Source organism: Xanthomonas sp. DAR 34887, assembly GCF_041245805.1.
GTDB lineage: Bacteria > Pseudomonadota > Gammaproteobacteria > Xanthomonadales > Xanthomonadaceae > Xanthomonas_A > Xanthomonas_A tesorieronis.
In genome coordinates this window covers 581029-600125 of the sequence record NZ_CP162490.1, presented here as the reverse complement: position 1 = coordinate 600125, position 19097 = coordinate 581029, and the positions used below count along the sequence as shown (strand labels likewise).

The window sequence follows — 19097 nt, the reverse complement described above, 5'->3', positions numbered from 1 at the left end:
TGGTTGTTGTGGGAGGGACGTCAGTCCCGACGGGCTTTACCGTCGAAGCGTCGGCACTGAACTCTCTCCCACAGGATCGGGGCAAGCTGCTACCCGCATGAATTCCAGGTCGGCATAGTCGTAGCTGAAATCCGCGTTCGGATCGACAGGCGCAAGTCGCATGCGTTGCGTGCCGTCGGCGGCGACAGCGAAGTCCAGCCACGGCTCGGCATCGACGCTGGCGTCGTCCCAGTCCACCAGCCAGCGCGCGCCGGCCTGCATGACCCGGCCGCGCAGCAGCGGCGATTTGCGCGCCTGGAAGCGCAACACATTCTGCTGCGGGCATAGCACGACCTCGCCGAACCACGGATCGCGCCACACGCCCTGCCGATCGCGCGACGCCGCGCCGGCGACCGGCACGCGCGCAGACGTATCGACCGCGGCAGGCGCCGCCTTGCCGGCCTGCGCACGCGCGCGCTCGAGCAGCGTGGCGTAGTGCGCCACATCCAGCGCAGGTTCGCCGGGACGGGTGAAACGCTTGAGCAGCGCCTCGCTCAACACGGTGCGCATCTCGCCGCCCTCGCCGTTGCTGAGAATCACAAAACCGCTGCGCCGATCCGGCAGCAACACCAGCGCCGAATACATGCCCATCAGGGTACCGGTATGCGCGACCTGCCACTGCCCGTCCACGTCGGACAGGCGCCAGCCGTAGCCATAGCCGTACAGTCGCGTGCCGTCCCACTCGCGCATCTGCGCGGAGACCGGCATCGGCGTGTGCAGCGTCCACAACGCCTGACGCTGCGCCGGCGACAGCCAGGGCGCAGCATCGCTGTCGGGCGAAAGCCACGCGTGCATCCAGGCCAGCATGTCGTCGAGACTGCAGCGCACGCCGCCGGCCGCCATCGACGGCATCTCCGCGATCCGCGCCGGATCCGCGCGCACCACCACGTTGGCCTCGCCCTGGCGCATATGCGGCTGGGCGACGTTGCCGACCGCATTGCGGTCCCAGGCGCCGACCTGGCAACGATGCATGCCCAGCGGTGCGAACACCTGTTCGCGCAGCAGCTGCTCGTAGGGCTTGCCGCCGGCACGCGCGGCCACTTCGCCGGCGACCACGTACAGCAGGTTGTCGTAGGCGTAGTGCGCGCGAAAGCTGTGGGTCGGCTTGAGGTAGGCCAACCCGGCGATGATGTCGGCGCGGCTGAAGGCATTGGGTTCGGGCCACAGCATCAGATCGCCGGCGCCCAGGCCCAGCCCGCTGTTGTGGATCAGCAGATCGCGCACCTGGATGTTGCGCGTGACCCACGGGTCGTACATGCGGAATTCCGGCACGTACCGGGTCACCGGATCGTCCCAGCGCAGCTTGCCCGCATCGACCAGCCGCGCCAGCAAAGCGGTGGTCATCGCCTTGCTGTTGGAGGCGATCTTGAACAGCGTCGCGCCATCGATGCGCTCGCCGCTTCCGGCGCGCAGTTCGCCGGCGCTGCGCGCATAGACCACCTCGCCGTTCTCGATCACGCCGACCGCCAGCCCCGGCAGCCGGTAGCGCGTCATGGCCTGCTCGAACAGGCGGTCGAACGCGGCGCGCGGCGGCGAAGTGTCGCCAGCGCCGGGCGCGGCCGCCGCGACTGCCGGCCAAGCCAGGCACACGGCGAGCAAGCACCTGCGCATCCGCCCCGCGCTTGCGGCACTGCGTGATGGCGTCCCGCGCCTGGTTTTCTCCAGCGTGGCGGCGTCGCCTCGCACGCGCGTCCTCAAAAGGTATAGGTGAAGTTGGCGTACAGCTGCCGCCCGATCGCACTGTACACGCGCGGGAAGTACGGCCAGGCGGTGTAGGTGTCGTCGCGCGGATGGATCTTGTCGAACACGTTGAGCACGCTGATGCCGAGCGTGGCCTTGTCGGTGATGCGCTTGGCGATGTCCGCATTCCAGATCACGTATGGCGCCACGCGTCCGCTCTCGGCGTAGTTGGGGCGCGAGCCGTAGCGGTAGCCGTACAGGCTGGTCGACCAGTCGCCGACGCTCCAGTTCGCACGCCAGTTGGTGCGGGTGCGGAACGCCAGGTAATCGACGTCGTTCATCACATCCACCGGCTTGGCGCCGGCGAACTGCGCCACTTCCATCTTCAGCACGCGGGTATAGCCGGCCTGCAGCCCGAACGCGCCCCAGTCGCCGAGCTCGAAGTTGTAGCGCAGGTTGGCGTCCAGGCCATCGGTCCGCATCAACGACTGGTTGATCGGGAAGGTCTCGAACGCGGTGATCTGGCCTTCGGCGGTGAGGTCGGTACCCGGGCTGCGGGTCACCGACTGGATGTAGAACTGGCAGGCCGCCGAGGCGGTATCGACCGCATTGCCGGCGCGGTCGCGGCCGAGCAGGCAGTTGGCGTTGTTCTCCAGCAAGGTCTCGCTGGAGATCGACTCCACCCGGCCTTCCAGTTCGATGCGGTAATAGTCCGCGCTCAGCGACAGCGTCGGCAGCACATCCCAGACGAAACCCAGCGTGGTCGACTTGCCCTTCTCCTCCTCCAGCAGCGGATTGGACGACTGGGTGGAGAAGGTCTGGTACTCGTGCGCGGCCGAACAGGCGGCGGACAACGGGTCCAGGCCGTCGCGGCGGCACAGGTACTCGTCGGTGACGGTGGGATTGTTGGCGCTGGTGCCGGCGTAGATCCACAGCAGGTCCGGCGCGCGGAAACTGGTGGCATGGCTGCCGCGCAGCAGCAGGCTGTCGAACGGCCGCCACTCCACTCCCGCCTGCCAGGTGGCGGCGTCGTCGACCGAGGTGATGTCGTCGTACTTGTCATAACGCGCGGCCAGCGTCGCGCTGAGCCGGCTGAAGATCGGCACGCGCAGTTCCAGGCCCGCGGCGTAGCGGTCGCGCGGGCCGCCGCCCGGAGTCTGGGTCAGGTTGTAGATGCGCTCGCTGCCGGTGTAGTCCACGGTGGTGCGCGGATCCGGTGCCAGGTCGTACTTCTGCCGCGCCGCCTCCAGCACGGTGGCGATCTGCACCATGCCTGCCGGCAGTGCGAACAGGTCGCCGCTGAACACGAACTGGGCCTGATCCGTGCTGGACTCGCCGCGGCTCACCACCTCGGTGGTGAGCTGGTCGTACAGCGCCGCGCTGCCCGGCGCGAACAGCCTGTCGGCGTAGAACTCGCGGATCTCGGTGCCGTCCGGCCGATAGCCGAGTATCGGCCCCATGTAGTAGTCGCGCACCGCATTGGTGAGAAAACGCGGGCGCCGCGTGGTGATGTCGTAGCGCGACAGCGACACGCTCGCGTCCCAGTCGAAACGGCCGTCGAACAGCTTGCCGCGCACGCCGGCGTTGAGGTTCCAGGATTTCTCGTCGTACTCGATGTTCTTGATCCCGCCCACTTCCGAGGGCAGGAAGATGCGCTGCGCGGTGACCAGGCCCAGGTCGGGATCGTAGACGGTGAACGCGCCTTCGCCGATGTAGTAGTGGGTCTGGCTGGAGCTTTCGTCCTTGGAGCGGTTGGCCAGGATCTGCGCATAGCCGGTGACGTCGTCGCTGAAATCGAAACTGCCCGACAGATACGCGGACGTCTTGCCGTAGCCGTTCTGCACCGAGCGGCCTTCGTAGTAGCCGAACGCGCCGCAGCGGTTGGGCGCGGCCAGGCTGTCGGCGGTCTTGTACGGCCTGAACGACGGGTTGGTCGCCGCGCACGCCGCGTCCAGCGCCGCGGCCGACGTGGACAGCGCGCCGCCGCTGGGCCACAGATAGGTGGTGCCGCGGCGCAGGTAGACGCCGGAAATCGAGGCGTTGGGGCTGGACGGATCGGCCCTGTTGCCGGGATGGTCGTCGTACGAATCCAGGAAGTCGCGCTGGCTGGCGACGATGGCTTCGCGGTCCAGCCGTTCGAATGCGTAGGTCAGGCTCCAGCGGTCGCCGGTGCGGTCGCCGGTGCGGCCGCCGCTCCATTGCAGCTGGCCGCTGTCGCCGCCGCCGCGCGTGGTGGTGCCCCCGCGCAGGCGCAGCGTGTCGCCGCTGAAATCGCGCTTGGTGATGATGTTGACCACGCCGGCCACCGCGTCGGACCCATAGATCGCCGAGGCGCCGCCGCTCATCACTTCGATACGTTCCACCGCCGCCGCGGGAATGCTGCCCAGGCTCACCGCGGTGCCGTTGGCGTTGTAGGACTGCGGATAGTCGGCCATGCGCTTGCCGTTGAGCAGGATCAACTGATACCCGGGACCCAGACCGCGCAGGTTGAGGTACTGGCCATTGGGCGAACTGCCGGTCTGGTCGCTTTCGTTGAAGGCGCTGCCGCTGAACTGGGTCAGCGTGCCGAGCGATTCCCACACCGTGCTGAAGCCTTGCTTCTGGATATCCTGCGCGGTGATGACGGTCACCGGCGCCGGTCCTTCCACCTGCGAGCGCGCGATGCGCGAACCGGTGACGGTGACCTTGTCCAGGTCGCGCGTGGCGACGGCGGCGTCCTGTGCCGCGGCGAGCGGCGGCACTGCGCATCCGGCCAGCAACGCGAGCGCGAGGCGGGACGGTCGGAGGTGGCAACGGGTCTGCTGGACTCGGGTGGACATGCGGCTCTCTCCTGCAATCGACGGACGCTGACGACGGCGCCCCCAAGTCGACGAGGCCAACAGCCGGCCGCCTTCCCTGGGCACCCACGCGGACGACATGGCGCACGGCCGCGTGGCACGGCGCCATTCTCTGTAATCGCTACTTTCCCCCAGGTGCGGATGCCCAACAGCGCCCCCTGCGGCGTGCGCATGCTCCATGGCTACCGCCTCGCTGCTGACGGGAACGGCGCCTGTCGCCACCGCTTCCTCGCCCTGTGTTTTTGGTGTAGCACGCCGCGAAATCGCGTGTCAATCGCGCATTCTTGACAAGCCCCATCGAGAAAAAGACTATTCGGAAGCCGGCGCGCAGCCGCCTGCCATTTCTTTCCACTGCCTGGGGACCGATGAATACGATGCGTGGCCTGTGCCTGTTGCTGGCCGCCGCATTCAGCGCGTCCCTCGCCACGGCCAGCGTCGCCGAAGAGGCGCCGTTCCAGCTGCAGTCCAGCCAATTGCAGGCGGACTACTGGATCGCGCGCCTGCCCCATGCGTCGCGCCCGCTGCTCGACGCGGCGCAAGTGCAGGCGTTCAACGCGCACCTGCTGCGCCACGATGCGTCGATGCACGATCTGCAGGCGCTGCCCGAGCGCTACAGCGCAGCGCAGGTGCGCGAGCAGGTGCTGGCGCTGTCGGCGCCGCCGACGCGAATGCTCTACGACGCGCACGGCGCCGCGCTCGATGCCGCGCAGCTGGCCGCCCTGCAGTCCGTACTCGCCCTGGACACGATACCCGCGCAGGTCGCGCCGCGTTACGCACTGGTGGTGCGCCGCGCCGACCTGCGTACCTTCCCGACCCGGCAACGCGTTTTCAGCAGCCGCGACGACCACGACATCGACCGCTTCCAGGAATCGGCGCTGTATCCCGGCACCGCGGTGGCGATCCTGCACGCCAGCCGCGACGGCCAGTGGTTGTTCGTGCTGGCGCCGAACTACGCGGCGTGGATCGAACGCGACCGCGTGGCCGAGGGCGAGCGCGCCGCGGTGCTGGACTACGCACAGCGCACGCCGCGGCTGGTGGTGACCGGCGCACGCGCGCTGACCGCGTTCACCCCGGAACTGCCTGCGGCCTCGCAACTGCCGCTGGACATGGGCAGCAGCCTGCCGCTGCTGCAGGACTGGCCGGCGCAACAGCCGGTCAACGGCCAGTCGCCGCTGGCCGCCTACGTGGTGCAACTGCCCTTGCGCGACGATGCTGGCCGACTGCGGCTGGCGCCTGCGCTGATGCCGCGCGGCGCCGACGTCGCCACCGCACCGTTGGCGGCGACGCACCACACCCTGCTGCGCCAGGCGTTCAAGTTCCTCGGCGAGCGCTACGGCTGGGGCAACGACTACGACGCGCGCGACTGCAGCGGCTTCGTCTCCGACGTCTACCGCAGCCTGGGTATCGCATTGCCGCGCAATACCGGCGACCAGGCGCGCAGCCCCAGTCTCGCCAGCGTGCCCTACGTCGCTGCCGCGCCGCTGGCGCAACGGCAGCAAACGCTGGCGCGGCTGCAGGTCGGCGATCTGGTGTACATCCCCGGCCACGTGATGATGGTGATCGGCCACGACCACGGCCACACCTGGGTGATCCACGATGTGGCCGGCGCCGGCTACCGCGACGCGTCCGGACAGTTGCAGCGCGCGCGCCTCAACGGCGTCTCGGTGACGCCGCTGGAGCCGATGCTGCTGGGCGACGGCACCCCTTTCATCGACCGCATCACCCGCATCCAACGCGTCCGTCCGCTGCCTGTCGAATGAAGATCACCGATATCCAATTGGGCATGCTGCGCGTGCCGCTGAAGACCCCGTTCAAGACCGCGCTACGGACCGTGGAGACGATCGAAGACGTGGTGGTGCTGGTGCACACCGACAGCGGCCACATCGGCTATGGCGAAGCGCCGGCCACGGCGCCGATCACCGGCGACACGCATGGTTCGATCGTCGCGGCGATCGACCACTTCATCAAGCCACGCCTGATCGGCGAGGACGTGGCCGACCTCAACCGGATCACCGGGCAGATCCAGGGCGCGCTGGAGCGCAACGGCAGCGCCAAGGCCGCGGTGGAGATCGCGGTCTACGACCTGTGGGCGCAGCTGTATGGCGCGCCGCTGTACAAGATGCTCGGCGGCGGCACGCCGGCCATCGCCACCGACATCACCATCAGCGTGGACGCCATCGACAAGATGGTGGCCGATACGCGGTCGGCGCTCGCGCGCGGCTTCACGGCGCTGAAGATCAAGGTCGGCAAGGACATCAACGTGGACATCGCGCGGGTCAAGGCGATCCATGCCGCGGTGGAAGGCCGCGCCTCGCTGCGCCTGGACGCCAACCAGGGCTGGACACCGAAGCAGTCGGTATATGCGATGCGCGCGCTGGAAGACGCCGGCGTGGCGCTGGAGTTGCTGGAGCAGCCGGTCAAAGCCTGGGACATCGACGGGCTGAAGTACGTGACCGAGCGCGTGAACACGCCGGTGATGGCGGACGAAAGCGTGTTCGCGCCAGCGCAGGTGTTCGACCTGATCCAGCGCCGCGCCGCGGACATCGTCAACATCAAGCTGATGAAGACCGGCGGGCTGTCCAACGCGATCCGCATCGCCGACATCGCGGCGCTGTACGGGGTGGAGTGCATGATCGGCTGCATGCTGGAGTCGAGCATCAGCGTGGCGGCGGCGGTGCACCTGGCGGTGGCCAAGGCGGACGTCATCACCAAGGTGGACCTGGACGGCCCGTCGCTGGGCCTGTTCGACCCGGTGGAGGGTGGCGTGCTCTTCAACGACTCGCAGATCACCATCACCGACGCGCCCGGCCTGGGCATCCGCGAGATCCGCGGCCTGGAACTGCTTCCTGCGCGCGGGTGATCTGGGCGCGTTGGCGCATGCGCTGCACTGCGCACGGCGACGCATACGACAGCTTCCACCGATTGCGCGTGCCATCACCACGTAGGGTGGCGACGCCGGTGCGCGTCGGGGCGGACAACTACCACGACTTCGGCACACTTCACCTGGAGCACCAAACGGATCCCGGTTGCTGCCCGGCCCGGCCCGGCCCGGCCTGCCCTGCCCTGCCCTGCCCTGCCCTGCCCTGCTCTGCTCTGCTTTGCTCTGCTTTGATTTGATTTGCTTTGATTTGCTTTGCTTTGCTTTGCTCTGCTGTTGCTTTTACCGGGTTCCCTTCCGCAGCGGCGGATGGACCGGGGAAAAACCCGAAGGGCGGCGCACATGGATGTGCGCCGTTCGCGGCAGGGGCAGGATGCCCCTTCCGCGAATCCCCGGTGCATCCGCGCACCCGTAGCGCGCAGCGCGGAGGGCGCGTAGGCAGGGCGTGCTTTCTTTTGGTTACTTTTCTTTGCACGAGCAAAGAAAAGTGACCCGCCCTAGGCGGAAGCTTTTGCTGTTGCTTTTTTTGCTTGCGAGTTTGCTTTTTGTAGGAGCGGCTTCAGCCGCGACACTTTCCTGACAGAATCGGTCGCGGCTGAAGCCGCTCCTACAATGATTACTCCATCGCCATCGCAAGGCAAAAGCAAAGGCAAAGCTTTCGCCTGCGGCGAGTTACTTTTCTTTGCTTGTGCAAAGAAAAGTAACCAAAAGAAAGCACACCCTACTCCGCGCCCTCCGCGCTGCGCGCTCCGGGTCCGCGAATAGGACGGGATTCGCGGAAGGGGCATCCTGCCCCTACCGCGAACGGCGCACATCCATGTGCGCCGCCCCTGCGGGGTTTTTCCCGCCCTATTCGCCGCTGCGTAAGGGACCCGGTAAATCAAGATCAAAAGCAAAAAAGCAACAGCAACAGCAACAGCGACGGCAATGGCAATGGCAATGGCAATGGCAATAACAGACACAGTAGTAGCAGTAGCCCCAACTCCACCACACGATCGAACTACGCAGCGAACCGGTCGAGCTTGCCGTGTCGTGCACTGCCGACGACGCCTCCAACACGACACACCATCGGCACCCCAATCCACCCCGCCTGTCCACACCGCAAAGACGGTCTAGGTGCATGATCCCGCGCCGCAGATCCGACAACTGTTGTACCTTGCAACCTTGCAGCATCTGCTCGACTTCGCGGCCGGGCCGATGCGCCCAATCTACCCCGACCGCAGGCGGCAGCTGGCGGTGAACCTGCAGCGGGTCCAGCGCCCGTTCGATGCCCGATCGCGACCGGAGAAGCGCATGCCGAAATTCCCATGGTTGTCCGCCTTGACGCAGAGCGGCCGCGTTCGCCGCAGCTGCCTGGCCGCCATGGCACTGCTATGCGCCGCCGTGACCGGCCCATGCCTGGCCGCCACCGGCGGCACCACGCCACAGGCACTGCGGCAGGCAAACCAGATCGTGCTGGTCGTGGCGCCGGACTGGGACAGCCCGCGCGGGCAACTGCAGGCGTTCGAACGCACCGCGCACGGCTGGCGCGCGCACGGCCAGCGCTTCGATGTCGCGCTCGGCCGCAACGGCAGCGCCTGGGGGCTGGGCCTGCATCCGGCGCAGACCGATGGCCCGCAGAAGCGCGAAGGCGATGGCCGCAGCCCGGCCGGCGTCTTCACCATCGGCGAGGCGTTCGGTTATGCGCAACGCATCGACAGCGCACTGCCGTACCAGCCGATGCAGCAGAGCAGCTATTGCATCGACGTGCCCGATTCGCCGCTGTACAACCGCATCGTCGATGCCGAGCAGGTCGGTGCCGACGCGGTGGCCGGTTCGACCGAGCCGATGCGCCTGGACCTGCACCACGACGGCGATCGCCGCTACCAGGAAGGCTTCGTGATCGGCCATAACCCGCAGGCGCGGCCCGGCGCCGGCAGCTGCATCTTCGCGCACCTGTGGCGTGCCGCAGGCGAGGCCACCGCCGGCTGCACCGCGATGGAGCCGGCCGACATGCAGCGCCTGCTGGCCTGGCTGCGGCCGGACGCCGCGCCGCTGTTCGTGCTGCTGCCGCGCAACGACTACGACCGCCTGCGCCGCGCCTGGGCGTTGCCGGCCGTGGAGCCGGCGCCATGAACCACGCACCCGAACCGAGCCTGGTCCGCGCGGTCAGCCGCTGGCAGATCGTCGGCCTGTCGATCAACGACGTCATCGGCAGCGGCATCTATCTGCTGCCGGCCGCCACCGCCGCGCTGCTCGGACCGATGAGCCTGTGGGCGGTGTTGCTGGCCGGGCTGGCGGTGGGATTGCTGGTGCTGTGCTACGCCCAGGCGGCCAGCTATTTCGACGAACCCGGCGGCAGCTACCTGTACGCCCGCGAGGCGTTCGGCCGCTTCGCCGGCTTCGAGATCGGCTGGATGATCTGGCTGACCCGGATCAGTTCCGCCGCCGCGCTCGGCAACGGCTTGGCCGACGCAGTGGTGCGCTTCTGGCCGGCCGCGGCCGCCGGCGGCGCGCGCCTGGCGATCGTGGTCGGCTCGCTCGGCCTGCTCACCGCGATCAACGTGATCGGGGTGAAATCGGCCGCGCGCACCGGCGTGGCGCTGGTGATCGGCAAGCTGGTGCCGCTGCTGCTGTTCGTGGCCATCGGCCTGTTCTATGTGGACTGGTCGTGGGCGTTCTCCGGCAAGGCGCCGGACCCGCGCGACTTCGGCAACATGGGCGAAGCGGCGTTGCTGTTGCTGTTCGCCTACGCCGGTTTCGAGAACATCCCCGCCGCCGCCGGCGAATACCGCAATCCGCGCCGCGACGTCCCGTTCGCGCTGATCACGATGATCGTCACCGTCACCCTGATCTACGCCGCCGTGCAGGTCGTCGCGCAGGGCACGCTGGCGAACGTGGCGCAGTCGGCGACGCCGCTGGCCGATGCCGCCAGCGGGTTCGGCGGCGAGACGCTGGCGCTGATCCTCACCGTCGGTGCCACCGTCTCCATCCTCGGCACCACCAGCAACACGGTGATGCTGGGGCCGCGCTTCCTGTTCGCGCTGGCCCAGGACGGGTACGGCCCGGCGTTCCTGGCGCGGGTGCATCCGCGCTTCCGCACGCCCGCCGCGGCGATCCTGCTGCAGGGCGTGCTGTCGCTGGCGCTGGCGCTGTCCGGCTCGTTCGTGCAGCTGGCGCTGCTGTCGATGGTCACCCGCCTGTTCGCCTATATCGGCACGGCCGCGGCGGTGCTGGTGCTGGCACGGCGCTACCGCGACCGGCCGGGCGCGCTGCGCCTGCCGGGCGGCCCGCTGATTCCGCTGGCGGCGCTGCTGCTGGCCCTGGCGCTGCTGCTCAGCGCCAGTTGGCAGAACCTGGCCGCGGCGGGCGTGGCGCTGCTGGTGGGTGCGCTGTTCTACCGCTTCCCGCGCAAGGTGACGGCATAGCGCCTTCACGCCGCCTTGCGCCGCTGTCACGGGCAGGTAACCGGGTCGCTTCGACTCTGGGTGCCAGCCTCAGCGATGGAGTCCGCGATGAAACTGCGCCACGTCTACAGCGCCCCCGATCTGGCCACCGCCACCCGCGCCCTGCAAGCGGCGCGCAGCGCCGGCATCGACAACGACGACCTGTCGTTGATCGCCCGCAGCGACATCGAACTGGACGCGATCCCCGACGAGCGCAAGGACGTCAAGACCGATACCTTGCCCGCGGCCGCGCGCGGGGCGGTGGGCGGCGGCGCGGCCGGGCTGCTCGCCGGACTGGTGGCGATCGCGGTGCCGCCGCTGGGCATCACCCTGGCCGGTGCCGGGGTGATGGCCATCGCCGGCGCGCTGGTCGGCAGCTGGTCCTCGGCACTGGTCGGTGCCACCGTGCCGGATCCGGTGCGGCGCAACTTCGAAGAGGAAATCGAGGCCGGCCGTATCCTGGTGGTGGTCGAGGGCGAAGCGGCGCAACTCGCTGCCGCCGACGCCCCGCTGCGTGCGGCCGGCACTGTAGCGCTGCCCTACGAATCCGCCGCTGCCGCGCAGTGACGTGACCCTGCGCGTTGCACGTGGGGGGGCAGCGTTGCCTCGCTAGGGCGCTGGCGCCAGCGCGCGCATGCGCAACAGCAAACCGCCGGTGTGCACCAACGAGTACGCGATCAGCGCCGCAGCGATCGCCAAGGTCAGCGGGCTGGCGTTCTGCAGCGACTGCGCACCGCCCCCGGAAAACGCACCGCTGGCCCAGCGCCACGCCAGGCGTCCGAGCAGCAGCACGCTGAGTCCGGCGCCGATCCAGGGATTGGGGGTGTAATGGCGTCGCCCCTCGACCACGTCGATGCGGGTGTGATGCAAGGCGAAGGCGCCCAACGCCGCGCCGGCCAGGACCCCCATCACCATGCCGAGACGGACCTGCGGCACGACCATCGCGAGGTAGGTCAGCCCTGCCGCCGCCAGCGACAGCAGCAGCAACCGCGCCACGGTCCGCCGCGGTTGCCAGGGCTGGCGGCCGAAATAGCGGCGGATGCGCCGGTAATACAGCCAACCGATGCCGGCGGTCGCCAGGTACGGGGTGAGCAAGGCGATGCCGGTGGAGGCCATGGAATCCTGCGGTAGGCGAAGCGGAGTTGGCGGATCGTAATCCATCCGTGGCCCGTCGCGTAGCCGATGCCCGCACCGGCGTGCGCAACCTGCCGCACCCGCACGCTTCATGCCTCGATCACGCGATGCTGGAATCGCATTAACGGCGCCGCCGCTAACGTCGGACGCCACATCCGCACAGGAGCAGACGATGAGCGTTCCTTATCAGATTCCCGGCCGCGCGCCCAACGACGACGATCGCAGCCTGGTGTCGCAGTACTGGCGCGAGCGTTTCGCCGAAGAGCCTTACTACAGCGATGGCGAACGTTTCGAGGACTATGAGCCGGCCTACCACGCTGGGCACGAAGCGCGCGTCCGCAACCTCAATCTGGCCTACGAACAGGTGGAGGCCGAACTGCATCGCAACTGGGACAGCACCAAGGGATCGCAGACGCTGAGCTGGAGCAAGGCCCGCCATGCGGTGCGCCGCGCGTGGGAGCGGGCAGGCCAGGATTGACCGGATGACCGCGATGGAAATGCCACCGTGTCGATTGCTGGGTGAGCCTTTCCGGATCGCTTCGCAGCCATCGACATGGGCGGCCTGGGTTTATGCGCAATCCGATGGGCCGGCGTCTCGGTAAGCCGCTTACGGATGGTTTCTGGTCGCGGCTGAAGCCGCTCCTACACGGGTCTCCGCTAACCTGCAGCCCCTGATCTTTGCAGGAGCGGCTTCAGCCGCGACAGGGACCACCGAACGTCCGATAAAGGCCGCAACGCGGACATCTCGCGCGCACACCCGGCACATCCCGCCAACACGCCGCCGCGCCGATCCCAGCGCGGCAACATAGCGCCCGTCGGCTTCGCCGCGTGGCTCAGCTCTCCACCGGCTGCAGTTTCAGCAAGCGCCCGCCGCTGCCGTCTTCCAGCAGCCACAGCGCGCCGTCCGGGCCCTGCTCCACTTCGCGGATGCGCTTGCCCATGTCGTAACGCGCCGCTTCGCGCGCGGTCTCGCCATCGAACTCGATCCGCACCAGCGACTGCGACGACAACCCGCCGATGAAGCCGTGGCCGCGCCACTGCGGAAACGCGCTGCCGCTGTAGATCACGAAACCGGCCGGAGAAATCACCGGCGACCAGCTGAGCTTGGGCGCGGCGAATTCCGGGCGCGTGGCATGGTCGGGGATCGGTCGGCCGTCGTAATGGTCGCCGTTGGAGACGATCGGATAGCCGTAGTTGGCGCCGCGCTGGATCAGGTTCAGCTCGTCGCCGCCGGCCGGGCCCATCTCGTGTTCCCACAGCTGGCCGCTGCCGTCGAAGGCCAGGCCGAGCACGTTGCGGTGGCCGAGCGACCAGACCTGCGCCGCCGCGCCACCACGGCGCGCGAACGGGTTGTCGGCCGGCACGCTGCCATCGTCGTCGAGGCGCACGATCTTGCCCAGGTTGCCGCTCATGTCCTGCGCCGGATCGAACTTCTGCCGCTCGCTGGAACTGATCCACAGCTTGCCGTCGGGACCGAACGCCAGGCGATGCCCGTAGTGGCCGTTGCCGGAGACCTTGGGCTGCTGGCGCCAGATCACCTTCAGCTGCGACAGCGTGCCGCCGCCATCACCATCCAGGCTCAGCTTGGCGCGCGCCACCGCGCCGCCGCGGGTATCGCCGCTGACGGCCTCGGCATAACTCAGATAGACCCAGCCGTTCTCGGCGAAGCGCGGATGCGGCAGCACGTCGCCGAAACCGCCCTGGCCGCCATAGGCGACCGCGGGTACGCCGCTGACCGTGCCGGTGCGGCCGCTGGCTGGGTCGAAACGCTTGAGTGTGCCGCGCTTCTCGCTGATCAGGGCGCTGCCGTCGGGCAGGAAGCTCATCGCCCATGGTTCGTTGAAGGTGGCGAACGGTGTCGCCGAGAACGGCCAGTCGTCGCGCCGCTCGGCACGCTTGGCGGCCGGTGCGGCGTGTGCGGCGGACACGGCCAGACTCAGCACCAACGCACAGGCCAGACCCAGGGGAGAACGTTGCATGGCGCGCACCTATCGAATGGGGTCGAAGGTCCGAACCTAGCAAAGCGGCTGTGGACGGCAAGCATGCGATGGCCAAGCCGTGGCCGCGATCACGCGCCGCGTTCGCGCGGGGTAGACAGCGACCTGCGCGCGACGCGGCCGCGGGCCGCCAGCCAGATGCGCGCGCAGACGGCCGTGACGGGCCGCCTGCGCACGGCTGTCATGCCTGCGGCAGCAGCTCGAAGGCGACCGGCTCGCCGCTGGCCGACGAGGCGCAAACCCACAGGTCGAACAGCCCCGGCTCGGCTTCGCAATGGCCATCGCGGCCACTGAAGGCCAGCGTGCGACGATCCAGCGTGAACACCACATCCATGCCCTGCCCCGGCGCCAGCCGCACCTTGCGGAAGCCCTTCAGTTCGCGCACCGGGCGCACCCGGCTGGCGACGCGGTCGTGCACGTACAGCTGCACCACTTCCTCGCCGTCGCGCTCGCCGACGTTGTCGATGCGGGTGGTCACGGTCAGGGTGTCGTCCCAGCCCAGCTGCACGCGATCCAGCTGCGGCGCCCCGTAGGCGAAGCGGGTGTAGCTCAGGCCATGGCCGAACGGATACAGCGGCGCATTCGGGATCTCGCGCCAGCGCGCCTTGAACTCGCTCATCGTCGGCAGTTCCGGCCGGCCGGTGCGCGCGTGGTTGTAGAAATACGGCTGCTGGCCCGGGTCGAGCGGGAAGCTGACCGGCAGGCGCGCCGAGGGGTTGTAGTCGCCGAACAGCACGTCGGCCACCGCCGGGCCGGTCTGCGTGCCCAGGTACCAGGTCACCGCGATCGCCGCCGCGTCGCGCACCGCGCCCTGCAGCGCCAGCGCGCGGCCGTTGCGCAGCAGCACCACCAGCGGCGTGCCGGTGGCGGCGACCGCCTCGGCCAGCGCCTGCTGCGCCGGCGGCAACACGATCTGCGTGCGCGACTGCGCCTCGCCGCTGTAGCGTTGCGGCTCGCCCAGCGCCAGCACCGCCACGTCGGCGGCGCGGGCGGCGGCCACCGCGGCCTCGATGCCGCCGTCCAGCGGCGCTTCCAGGTCGCAGCCTGGCACCACGCTCAGCGCATCCGCATCGTCCAGCGCGGCGCGCACGCCGGCTTCCAGGGTCACGTAGCGGGTCTTGTCGCCGAACAGGGTCCAGCAGCCTTCGATGTTCTCGCGGTCCTGCACGAACGGCCCGATCAGCGCGATCTTCTGTCCGCGCTTGCGCAGCGGCAGCAGGTCGCCGTCGTTCTTCAACAGCACGATCGAGCGCCGCGCCGCATCGCGCGACAACGCATCGTGCGCGGCGATGTGCGACTGGTCGGCCTCGCGTTGCGGGTCCAGCGAGCGGTACGGATCGTCGAACAGGCCGATGGCTTCCTTCAGCGCCAGCACCCGTCGCACCGCTTCGTCCAGCGCGGCCATCGGTACTTCGCCGTCGGCCACCAGCGACGGCAGGTGCGCGGCGTAGAAACCGCTCTGCATGCTCATGTCCATGCCGGCCAGGAACGCCTTCTTGGTCGCGTCGCGCTCGTCGCTGGCATAACCGTGCGCGATCAACTCCATGTCGGCGGTGTAGTCGGAAATCACCACGCCGGGGAACTTCCACTCGCCACGCAGGATCTCGGTCAGCAGTTCGTGGTTGGCGCTGGCCGGCACGCCGTTGATGTCGTTGAACGAGGTCATCACGCTCAGCGCGCCGGCGCCGAACGCGGCCTGGAACGGCGGCAGGTGCACGTCGCGCAGGGTCTGCGGCGCGATGTCCACGCTGTTGTATTCCATGCCCGCGGCGACCGCGCCGTAGGCGGCGAAATGCTTGGGGGTGGCCAGCAGCGCGTCGTGCGCGCGCAGGTCCGGGCCCTGGAAGCCGCGCACGCGCGCGGCGGCGAACGCGCAGCCCAGCACCACGTCCTCGCCGGCGCCTTCGGCGCCGCGGCCCCAGCGCTGGTCGCGGGCGATGTCCACCGCCGGCGCATAGGTCCAGTGGATGCCGGCGGCGGTGGCCTCGATCGCGGTGGCGCGCGCGGTGCGCTCGGCCAGCTCCGGCTCGAAACTGGCCGCCTCGCCCAGCGGGATCGGGAACACCGTGCGCATGCCGTGGATCACATCGGCGGCCAGGATCACCGGGACGCCCAGCCGGCTCTCTTCCAGCGCGGTCTGCTGGATCCGCCGCCCCAGTGCCGCGCCCACGCCGTTGAACAGCGAGCCGACCAGGCCCGCGCGTACCTGCTGCAGCACCTCGTCGGCATTGCTGACGTTGGCTTCCGGATTCACGTCAGGGGCGAACGGGCGCACCATGTCGGCGAAGACGCCGAGCTGGCCGACCTTCTCTTCGACGGTCATGCGGGCGATGAGCGATTCGATACGATCCGAAGCCATGGGGTCCTTTGAGAAAACGTTTACATAGCCGCCAATTCTAGCTCTCCGGCCAGAGGAAAGAGCAAATCCCGACGCCGTATTCGCCTATTCAGGGAACTGTCTACGGCGCTCCGCCACCGGCGACGAGCGCCGCCATACGCCCCCGCATCCCACTATTGAACCGTTTGCGGCGCGCGCGTCGCAACCGCACCGGCCGGCACCGGCGCCTTGCGCCCCCGGCAAGCTCGGCTGCGAGCGTAACGATCCTGCGCCTCGGCATACGCCGGATTGCGTCTCAACCAGCCTGCGACGCACCGCCCGCAGCGCCGCGCCGCCAACCCGGGGCCGCCGGCGCCATGCCGGCCATGCCCCACTCACGAACTGAAGTAGGCCTCGGCGATCGCGCTGTGCAGGTAGCCCAAGTGGGTCTGGATCTCGTCCATGAACTCGGCCGGATTGTGCCGCGCCAGGTACGACGGGTCGGCATTGCGCACCAGCCCGTTGATCCGCATCAGCGCGCGCTCCACGTTCGGCCGCGGCGGCATGGTCGGCAGGATGTGCTGGGCGCGGGTCAGGCAGAAATGCACGCTGCGCGGGAAATCGTTGTTCTGCAGCAGGAAGCGCAGCGCATGCTCGCCGGTGACGCGCTGGCGCACATGCCGCCGATACATCTGATAGGCGGCCAGCGAGCGCAGCACGCTCATCCACTGCATGTTCTGGTAGGCCTCCAGATCGTCGGCCTTGCGCGGGGTGATCAGCCCCGAGGCGCCGGCATCAATGATGCGCGTGGTCATGTCGGCCTGTTCGATCGCCGTGCCCAGGCGCAGGAACTGGAAACCGATGTCGCGGCTGACGTTGGCGGTCAGCAGCCCGGACACCTTCAGGCAGGCATCGGTGACGTGGGTCAGGAACTCCATCCGGTAACGGCGGCCGACGCTGCGCTCGCCGTTGGCGTCGATATGCAGGTGCAGGTCGTTGACCGCTTCCCACACTTCCTGCGGCAGCGTGTCGCGGATGCCGCGCAACAATTCGCGCGCCTGCCGCGCCGAGCTGCGCAGCGAGGACGGATTGCGCTCGTCCAGCAGCAGGAAGCGCACCACGTCGGCATCGCCGACATCGTCGCCGGCATTGGGGAACCAGACGTTGAAGATCTCGCCGGCGCCGACCGTGTCGATCATCGGCCGCCAGGCGAACCGCACCGAGCGCGGCAGATCCAGCTGCAGCAGGCTGCCCACGCCGACCAGCCGCGCGGTGGTCTCGGCGCGGCGCACGTAGCGGCTGAACCAGTAGAGGTTGTCGGCGACCCGCGACAGCATCAGTCGGTCTCCTCGTCCAGATCCACCACCCAGGTGTCCTTGGCGCCGCCGCCCTGCGAGGAATTGACCACCAGCGAGCCCTCTTCCATCGCCACCCGGGTCAACCCGCCGGTAGTGACGTAGACGTCCTCGCGCGACAGGATGAACGGGCGCAGGTCCAGATGCCGCGCCGCCGGGCCGGTCTCGGTCACGATCGGCGCGGTGGACAGGCCCAGCGTCGGCTGCGCCATGTAGTTGCGCGGATCGGCCTGGATCAGCTTGCGGAACTCCTCGCGCTGGCGCTTGGTCGAGCGCGGCCCGATCAGCATGCCGTAGCCGCCGGATTCGTTGGCCGGCTTCACCACCAGTTCGTCCAGGTGTTCGAGCACGTACTGGCGGTCCTTGTCGTCGTGGCACAGGTAGCTGGGCACGTTGGGCAGGATCGGCTCTTCGTCCAGGTAGTAGCGGATCATCTTCGGCACGTAGGCGAACACCACCTTGTCGTCGGCCACGCCGGCGCCGGGCGCATTGGCCAGCGCCACCTTGCCGGCGCGCCAGCTGCGGATCAGTCCGGGCACGCCGAGCACCGAATCGGGATGGAACACGTCCGGGTCGATGAACAGATCGTCGACCCGGCGATAGATCACGTCGACCCGGCGCGGCCCGTAGATGGTGCGCATGTAGGTGCAGTCGTCGTCGGCGACGAACAGGTCGTCGCCCTCGACCAGCTCGATGCCCATCGCCTGCGCCAGATAGGCGTGTTCGAAATAGGCGCTGTTGAAGATGCCGGGCGTCAGCAGCGCGATCACCGGCTGGTCGCCCGGGCGCGGCGACAGCGCGGCCAGGGTGTCGTACAGCTGCGCCGGATAGTCGTCCACCGGCAGGATCGCGCTGGTCTCGAACAGCTCGGGGAATACCCGCTTGGCGACCATGCGGTTTTCCAGCATGTACGACACGCCGCTGGGAATGCGCAGGTTGTCTTCCAGCGCGTACAGCGTGCCGTCGGCGTCGCGCACCAGATCCGAGCCGCAGATATGCGCCCATACCCCCAGCGCCGGCGCGATGCCCACGCACTGCGGGCGGAAGTTCACCGAATGCTCCAGCAGCATCGCCGGGAACACCTTGTCCTTGACGATGCGCTGCGCGCCGTAGACGTCGCCGATGAACAGGTTGAGCGCGCGCATGCGCTGCTTCAGCCCGGCCTCGGTGCGCTGCCATTCGTGCAGCGGGATCACCCGCGGGATCAGGTCGAACGGCAGCGTGCGATCGACGTTGCGGCCGTCGGAATAGACGGTGAAGGTGATGCCCATGACCCGCGCCGCGACATCGGCGGCGAGCTGGCGTTCGGACAATTCGCGGCCGGACAGGCTGGACAGGTACTCGATGACGCGGCGGGCGGCGGGACGCGGCTGACCATCTGCCTGGATCAGCTCGTCGTAGGTGGCCGTGCGGTACTTGCTCCAGTCCATCGTGC

General features: G+C 68.7%; 13 protein-coding genes. 6 read left to right on the top strand and 7 right to left on the bottom strand.

Going from position 1 to position 19097, the window contains the following annotated elements:
* Positions 1–36 precede the first annotated feature (36 nt).
* Both AB3X08_RS02705 and AB3X08_RS02700 read right to left on the bottom strand, forming a co-directional pair.
* Positions 37–1629, bottom strand: a complete 1593-nt coding sequence (locus tag AB3X08_RS02705; RefSeq protein ID WP_369936053.1) for a serine hydrolase — start codon at positions 1627–1629, stop codon at positions 37–39.
* 104 nt (positions 1630–1733) lie between these two features.
* The gene (locus AB3X08_RS02700; protein ID WP_369936052.1) at positions 1734–4538 is read right to left on the bottom strand and encodes a TonB-dependent receptor plug domain-containing protein; all 2805 of its coding nucleotides are present in this window, start codon (positions 4536–4538) and stop codon (positions 1734–1736) included.
* A 383-nt stretch (positions 4539–4921) separates the two neighbouring features.
* Here AB3X08_RS02700 and AB3X08_RS02695 point away from each other — a divergent pair, with 383 nt between their 5' ends.
* From AB3X08_RS02695 to AB3X08_RS02675, 5 genes are all read left to right on the top strand, one after another.
* Positions 4922–6316: an SH3 domain-containing protein gene (locus AB3X08_RS02695; protein WP_369936050.1), complete on the top strand. Its 1395-nt coding sequence runs from the start codon at positions 4922–4924 to the stop codon at positions 6314–6316.
* Complete coding sequence (locus AB3X08_RS02690; RefSeq protein ID WP_369936048.1) at positions 6313–7416, top strand: dipeptide epimerase; 1104 nt, start codon at positions 6313–6315, stop codon at positions 7414–7416. Before AB3X08_RS02695 ends, AB3X08_RS02690 begins: the two co-directional genes overlap by 4 nt.
* Before the next feature lie 1380 nt (positions 7417–8796).
* Positions 8797–9549, top strand: a complete 753-nt coding sequence (locus AB3X08_RS02685) for a L,D-transpeptidase family protein (protein ID WP_369938392.1) — start codon at positions 8797–8799, stop codon at positions 9547–9549.
* The gene (locus AB3X08_RS02680) at positions 9546–10841 is read left to right on the top strand and encodes an APC family permease (RefSeq protein ID WP_369936047.1); all 1296 of its coding nucleotides are present in this window, start codon (positions 9546–9548) and stop codon (positions 10839–10841) included. The genes AB3X08_RS02685 and AB3X08_RS02680 overlap by 4 nt, the downstream gene beginning before the upstream one ends.
* 87 nt (positions 10842–10928) lie before the next feature.
* Complete coding sequence (locus AB3X08_RS02675; protein WP_369936046.1) at positions 10929–11426, top strand: hypothetical protein; 498 nt, start codon at positions 10929–10931, stop codon at positions 11424–11426.
* Between the two features lie 42 nt (positions 11427–11468).
* Here AB3X08_RS02675 and AB3X08_RS02670 read toward each other — a convergent pair whose 3' ends face one another.
* Complete coding sequence (locus AB3X08_RS02670; RefSeq protein WP_369936045.1) at positions 11469–11975, bottom strand: hypothetical protein; 507 nt, start codon at positions 11973–11975, stop codon at positions 11469–11471.
* A gap of 190 nt (positions 11976–12165) precedes the next feature.
* Between AB3X08_RS02670 and AB3X08_RS02665 the strand changes: the two genes are divergently transcribed.
* Entirely contained in the window at positions 12166–12471 is a 306-nt protein-coding gene (locus AB3X08_RS02665; protein WP_369936043.1) for a hypothetical protein, read from the top strand.
* Positions 12472–12826: 355 nt separating this feature from the next.
* Here the strand turns inward: AB3X08_RS02665 and AB3X08_RS02660 are convergent, their stop codons facing one another.
* The 4 genes from AB3X08_RS02660 to AB3X08_RS02645 form a co-directional block, all read right to left on the bottom strand.
* Positions 12827–13972, bottom strand: coding sequence for a PQQ-dependent sugar dehydrogenase (locus AB3X08_RS02660; RefSeq protein ID WP_369936041.1), 1146 nt, complete (start codon positions 13970–13972; stop codon positions 12827–12829).
* Between the two features lie 199 nt (positions 13973–14171).
* The gene (locus AB3X08_RS02655; protein WP_369936039.1) at positions 14172–16349 is read right to left on the bottom strand and encodes a glycoside hydrolase family 3 N-terminal domain-containing protein; all 2178 of its coding nucleotides are present in this window, start codon (positions 16347–16349) and stop codon (positions 14172–14174) included.
* A 353-nt stretch (positions 16350–16702) separates the two neighbouring features.
* Entirely contained in the window at positions 16703–17644 is a 942-nt protein-coding gene (locus AB3X08_RS02650; protein WP_369936038.1) for an alpha-E domain-containing protein, read from the bottom strand.
* Positions 17644–19092 (bottom strand): circularly permuted type 2 ATP-grasp protein, encoded by a 1449-nt coding sequence (locus AB3X08_RS02645; protein ID WP_369936037.1) that lies wholly within the window; start codon positions 19090–19092, stop codon positions 17644–17646. The genes AB3X08_RS02650 and AB3X08_RS02645 overlap by 1 nt, the downstream gene beginning before the upstream one ends.
* Positions 19093–19097 lie beyond the last annotated feature (5 nt).

Bases quoted from the DNA above. Each gene is read 5' to 3' on its own strand.
- AB3X08_RS02700 (WP_369936052.1), bottom strand. From the start codon at position 4,538: ATGTCCACCCGAGTCCAGCAGACCCGTTGCCACCTCCGACCGTCCCGC.
- AB3X08_RS02695 (WP_369936050.1), top strand. From the start codon at position 4,922: ATGAATACGATGCGTGGCCTGTGCCTGTTGCTGGCCGCCGCATTCAGC.
- AB3X08_RS02690 (WP_369936048.1), top strand. From the start codon at position 6,313: ATGAAGATCACCGATATCCAATTGGGCATGCTGCGCGTGCCGCTGAAG.
- AB3X08_RS02685 (WP_369938392.1), top strand. From the start codon at position 8,797: ATGGCACTGCTATGCGCCGCCGTGACCGGCCCATGCCTGGCCGCCACC.
- AB3X08_RS02680 (WP_369936047.1), top strand. From the start codon at position 9,546: ATGAACCACGCACCCGAACCGAGCCTGGTCCGCGCGGTCAGCCGCTGG.
- AB3X08_RS02675 (WP_369936046.1), top strand. From the start codon at position 10,929: ATGAAACTGCGCCACGTCTACAGCGCCCCCGATCTGGCCACCGCCACC.
- AB3X08_RS02670 (WP_369936045.1), bottom strand. From the start codon at position 11,975: ATGGCCTCCACCGGCATCGCCTTGCTCACCCCGTACCTGGCGACCGCC.
- AB3X08_RS02665 (WP_369936043.1), top strand. From the start codon at position 12,166: ATGAGCGTTCCTTATCAGATTCCCGGCCGCGCGCCCAACGACGACGAT.
- AB3X08_RS02660 (WP_369936041.1), bottom strand. From the start codon at position 13,972: ATGCAACGTTCTCCCCTGGGTCTGGCCTGTGCGTTGGTGCTGAGTCTG.
- AB3X08_RS02655 (WP_369936039.1), bottom strand. From the start codon at position 16,349: ATGGCTTCGGATCGTATCGAATCGCTCATCGCCCGCATGACCGTCGAA.
- AB3X08_RS02650 (WP_369936038.1), bottom strand. From the start codon at position 17,644: ATGCTGTCGCGGGTCGCCGACAACCTCTACTGGTTCAGCCGCTACGTG.
- AB3X08_RS02645 (WP_369936037.1), bottom strand. From the start codon at position 19,092: ATGGACTGGAGCAAGTACCGCACGGCCACCTACGACGAGCTGATCCAG.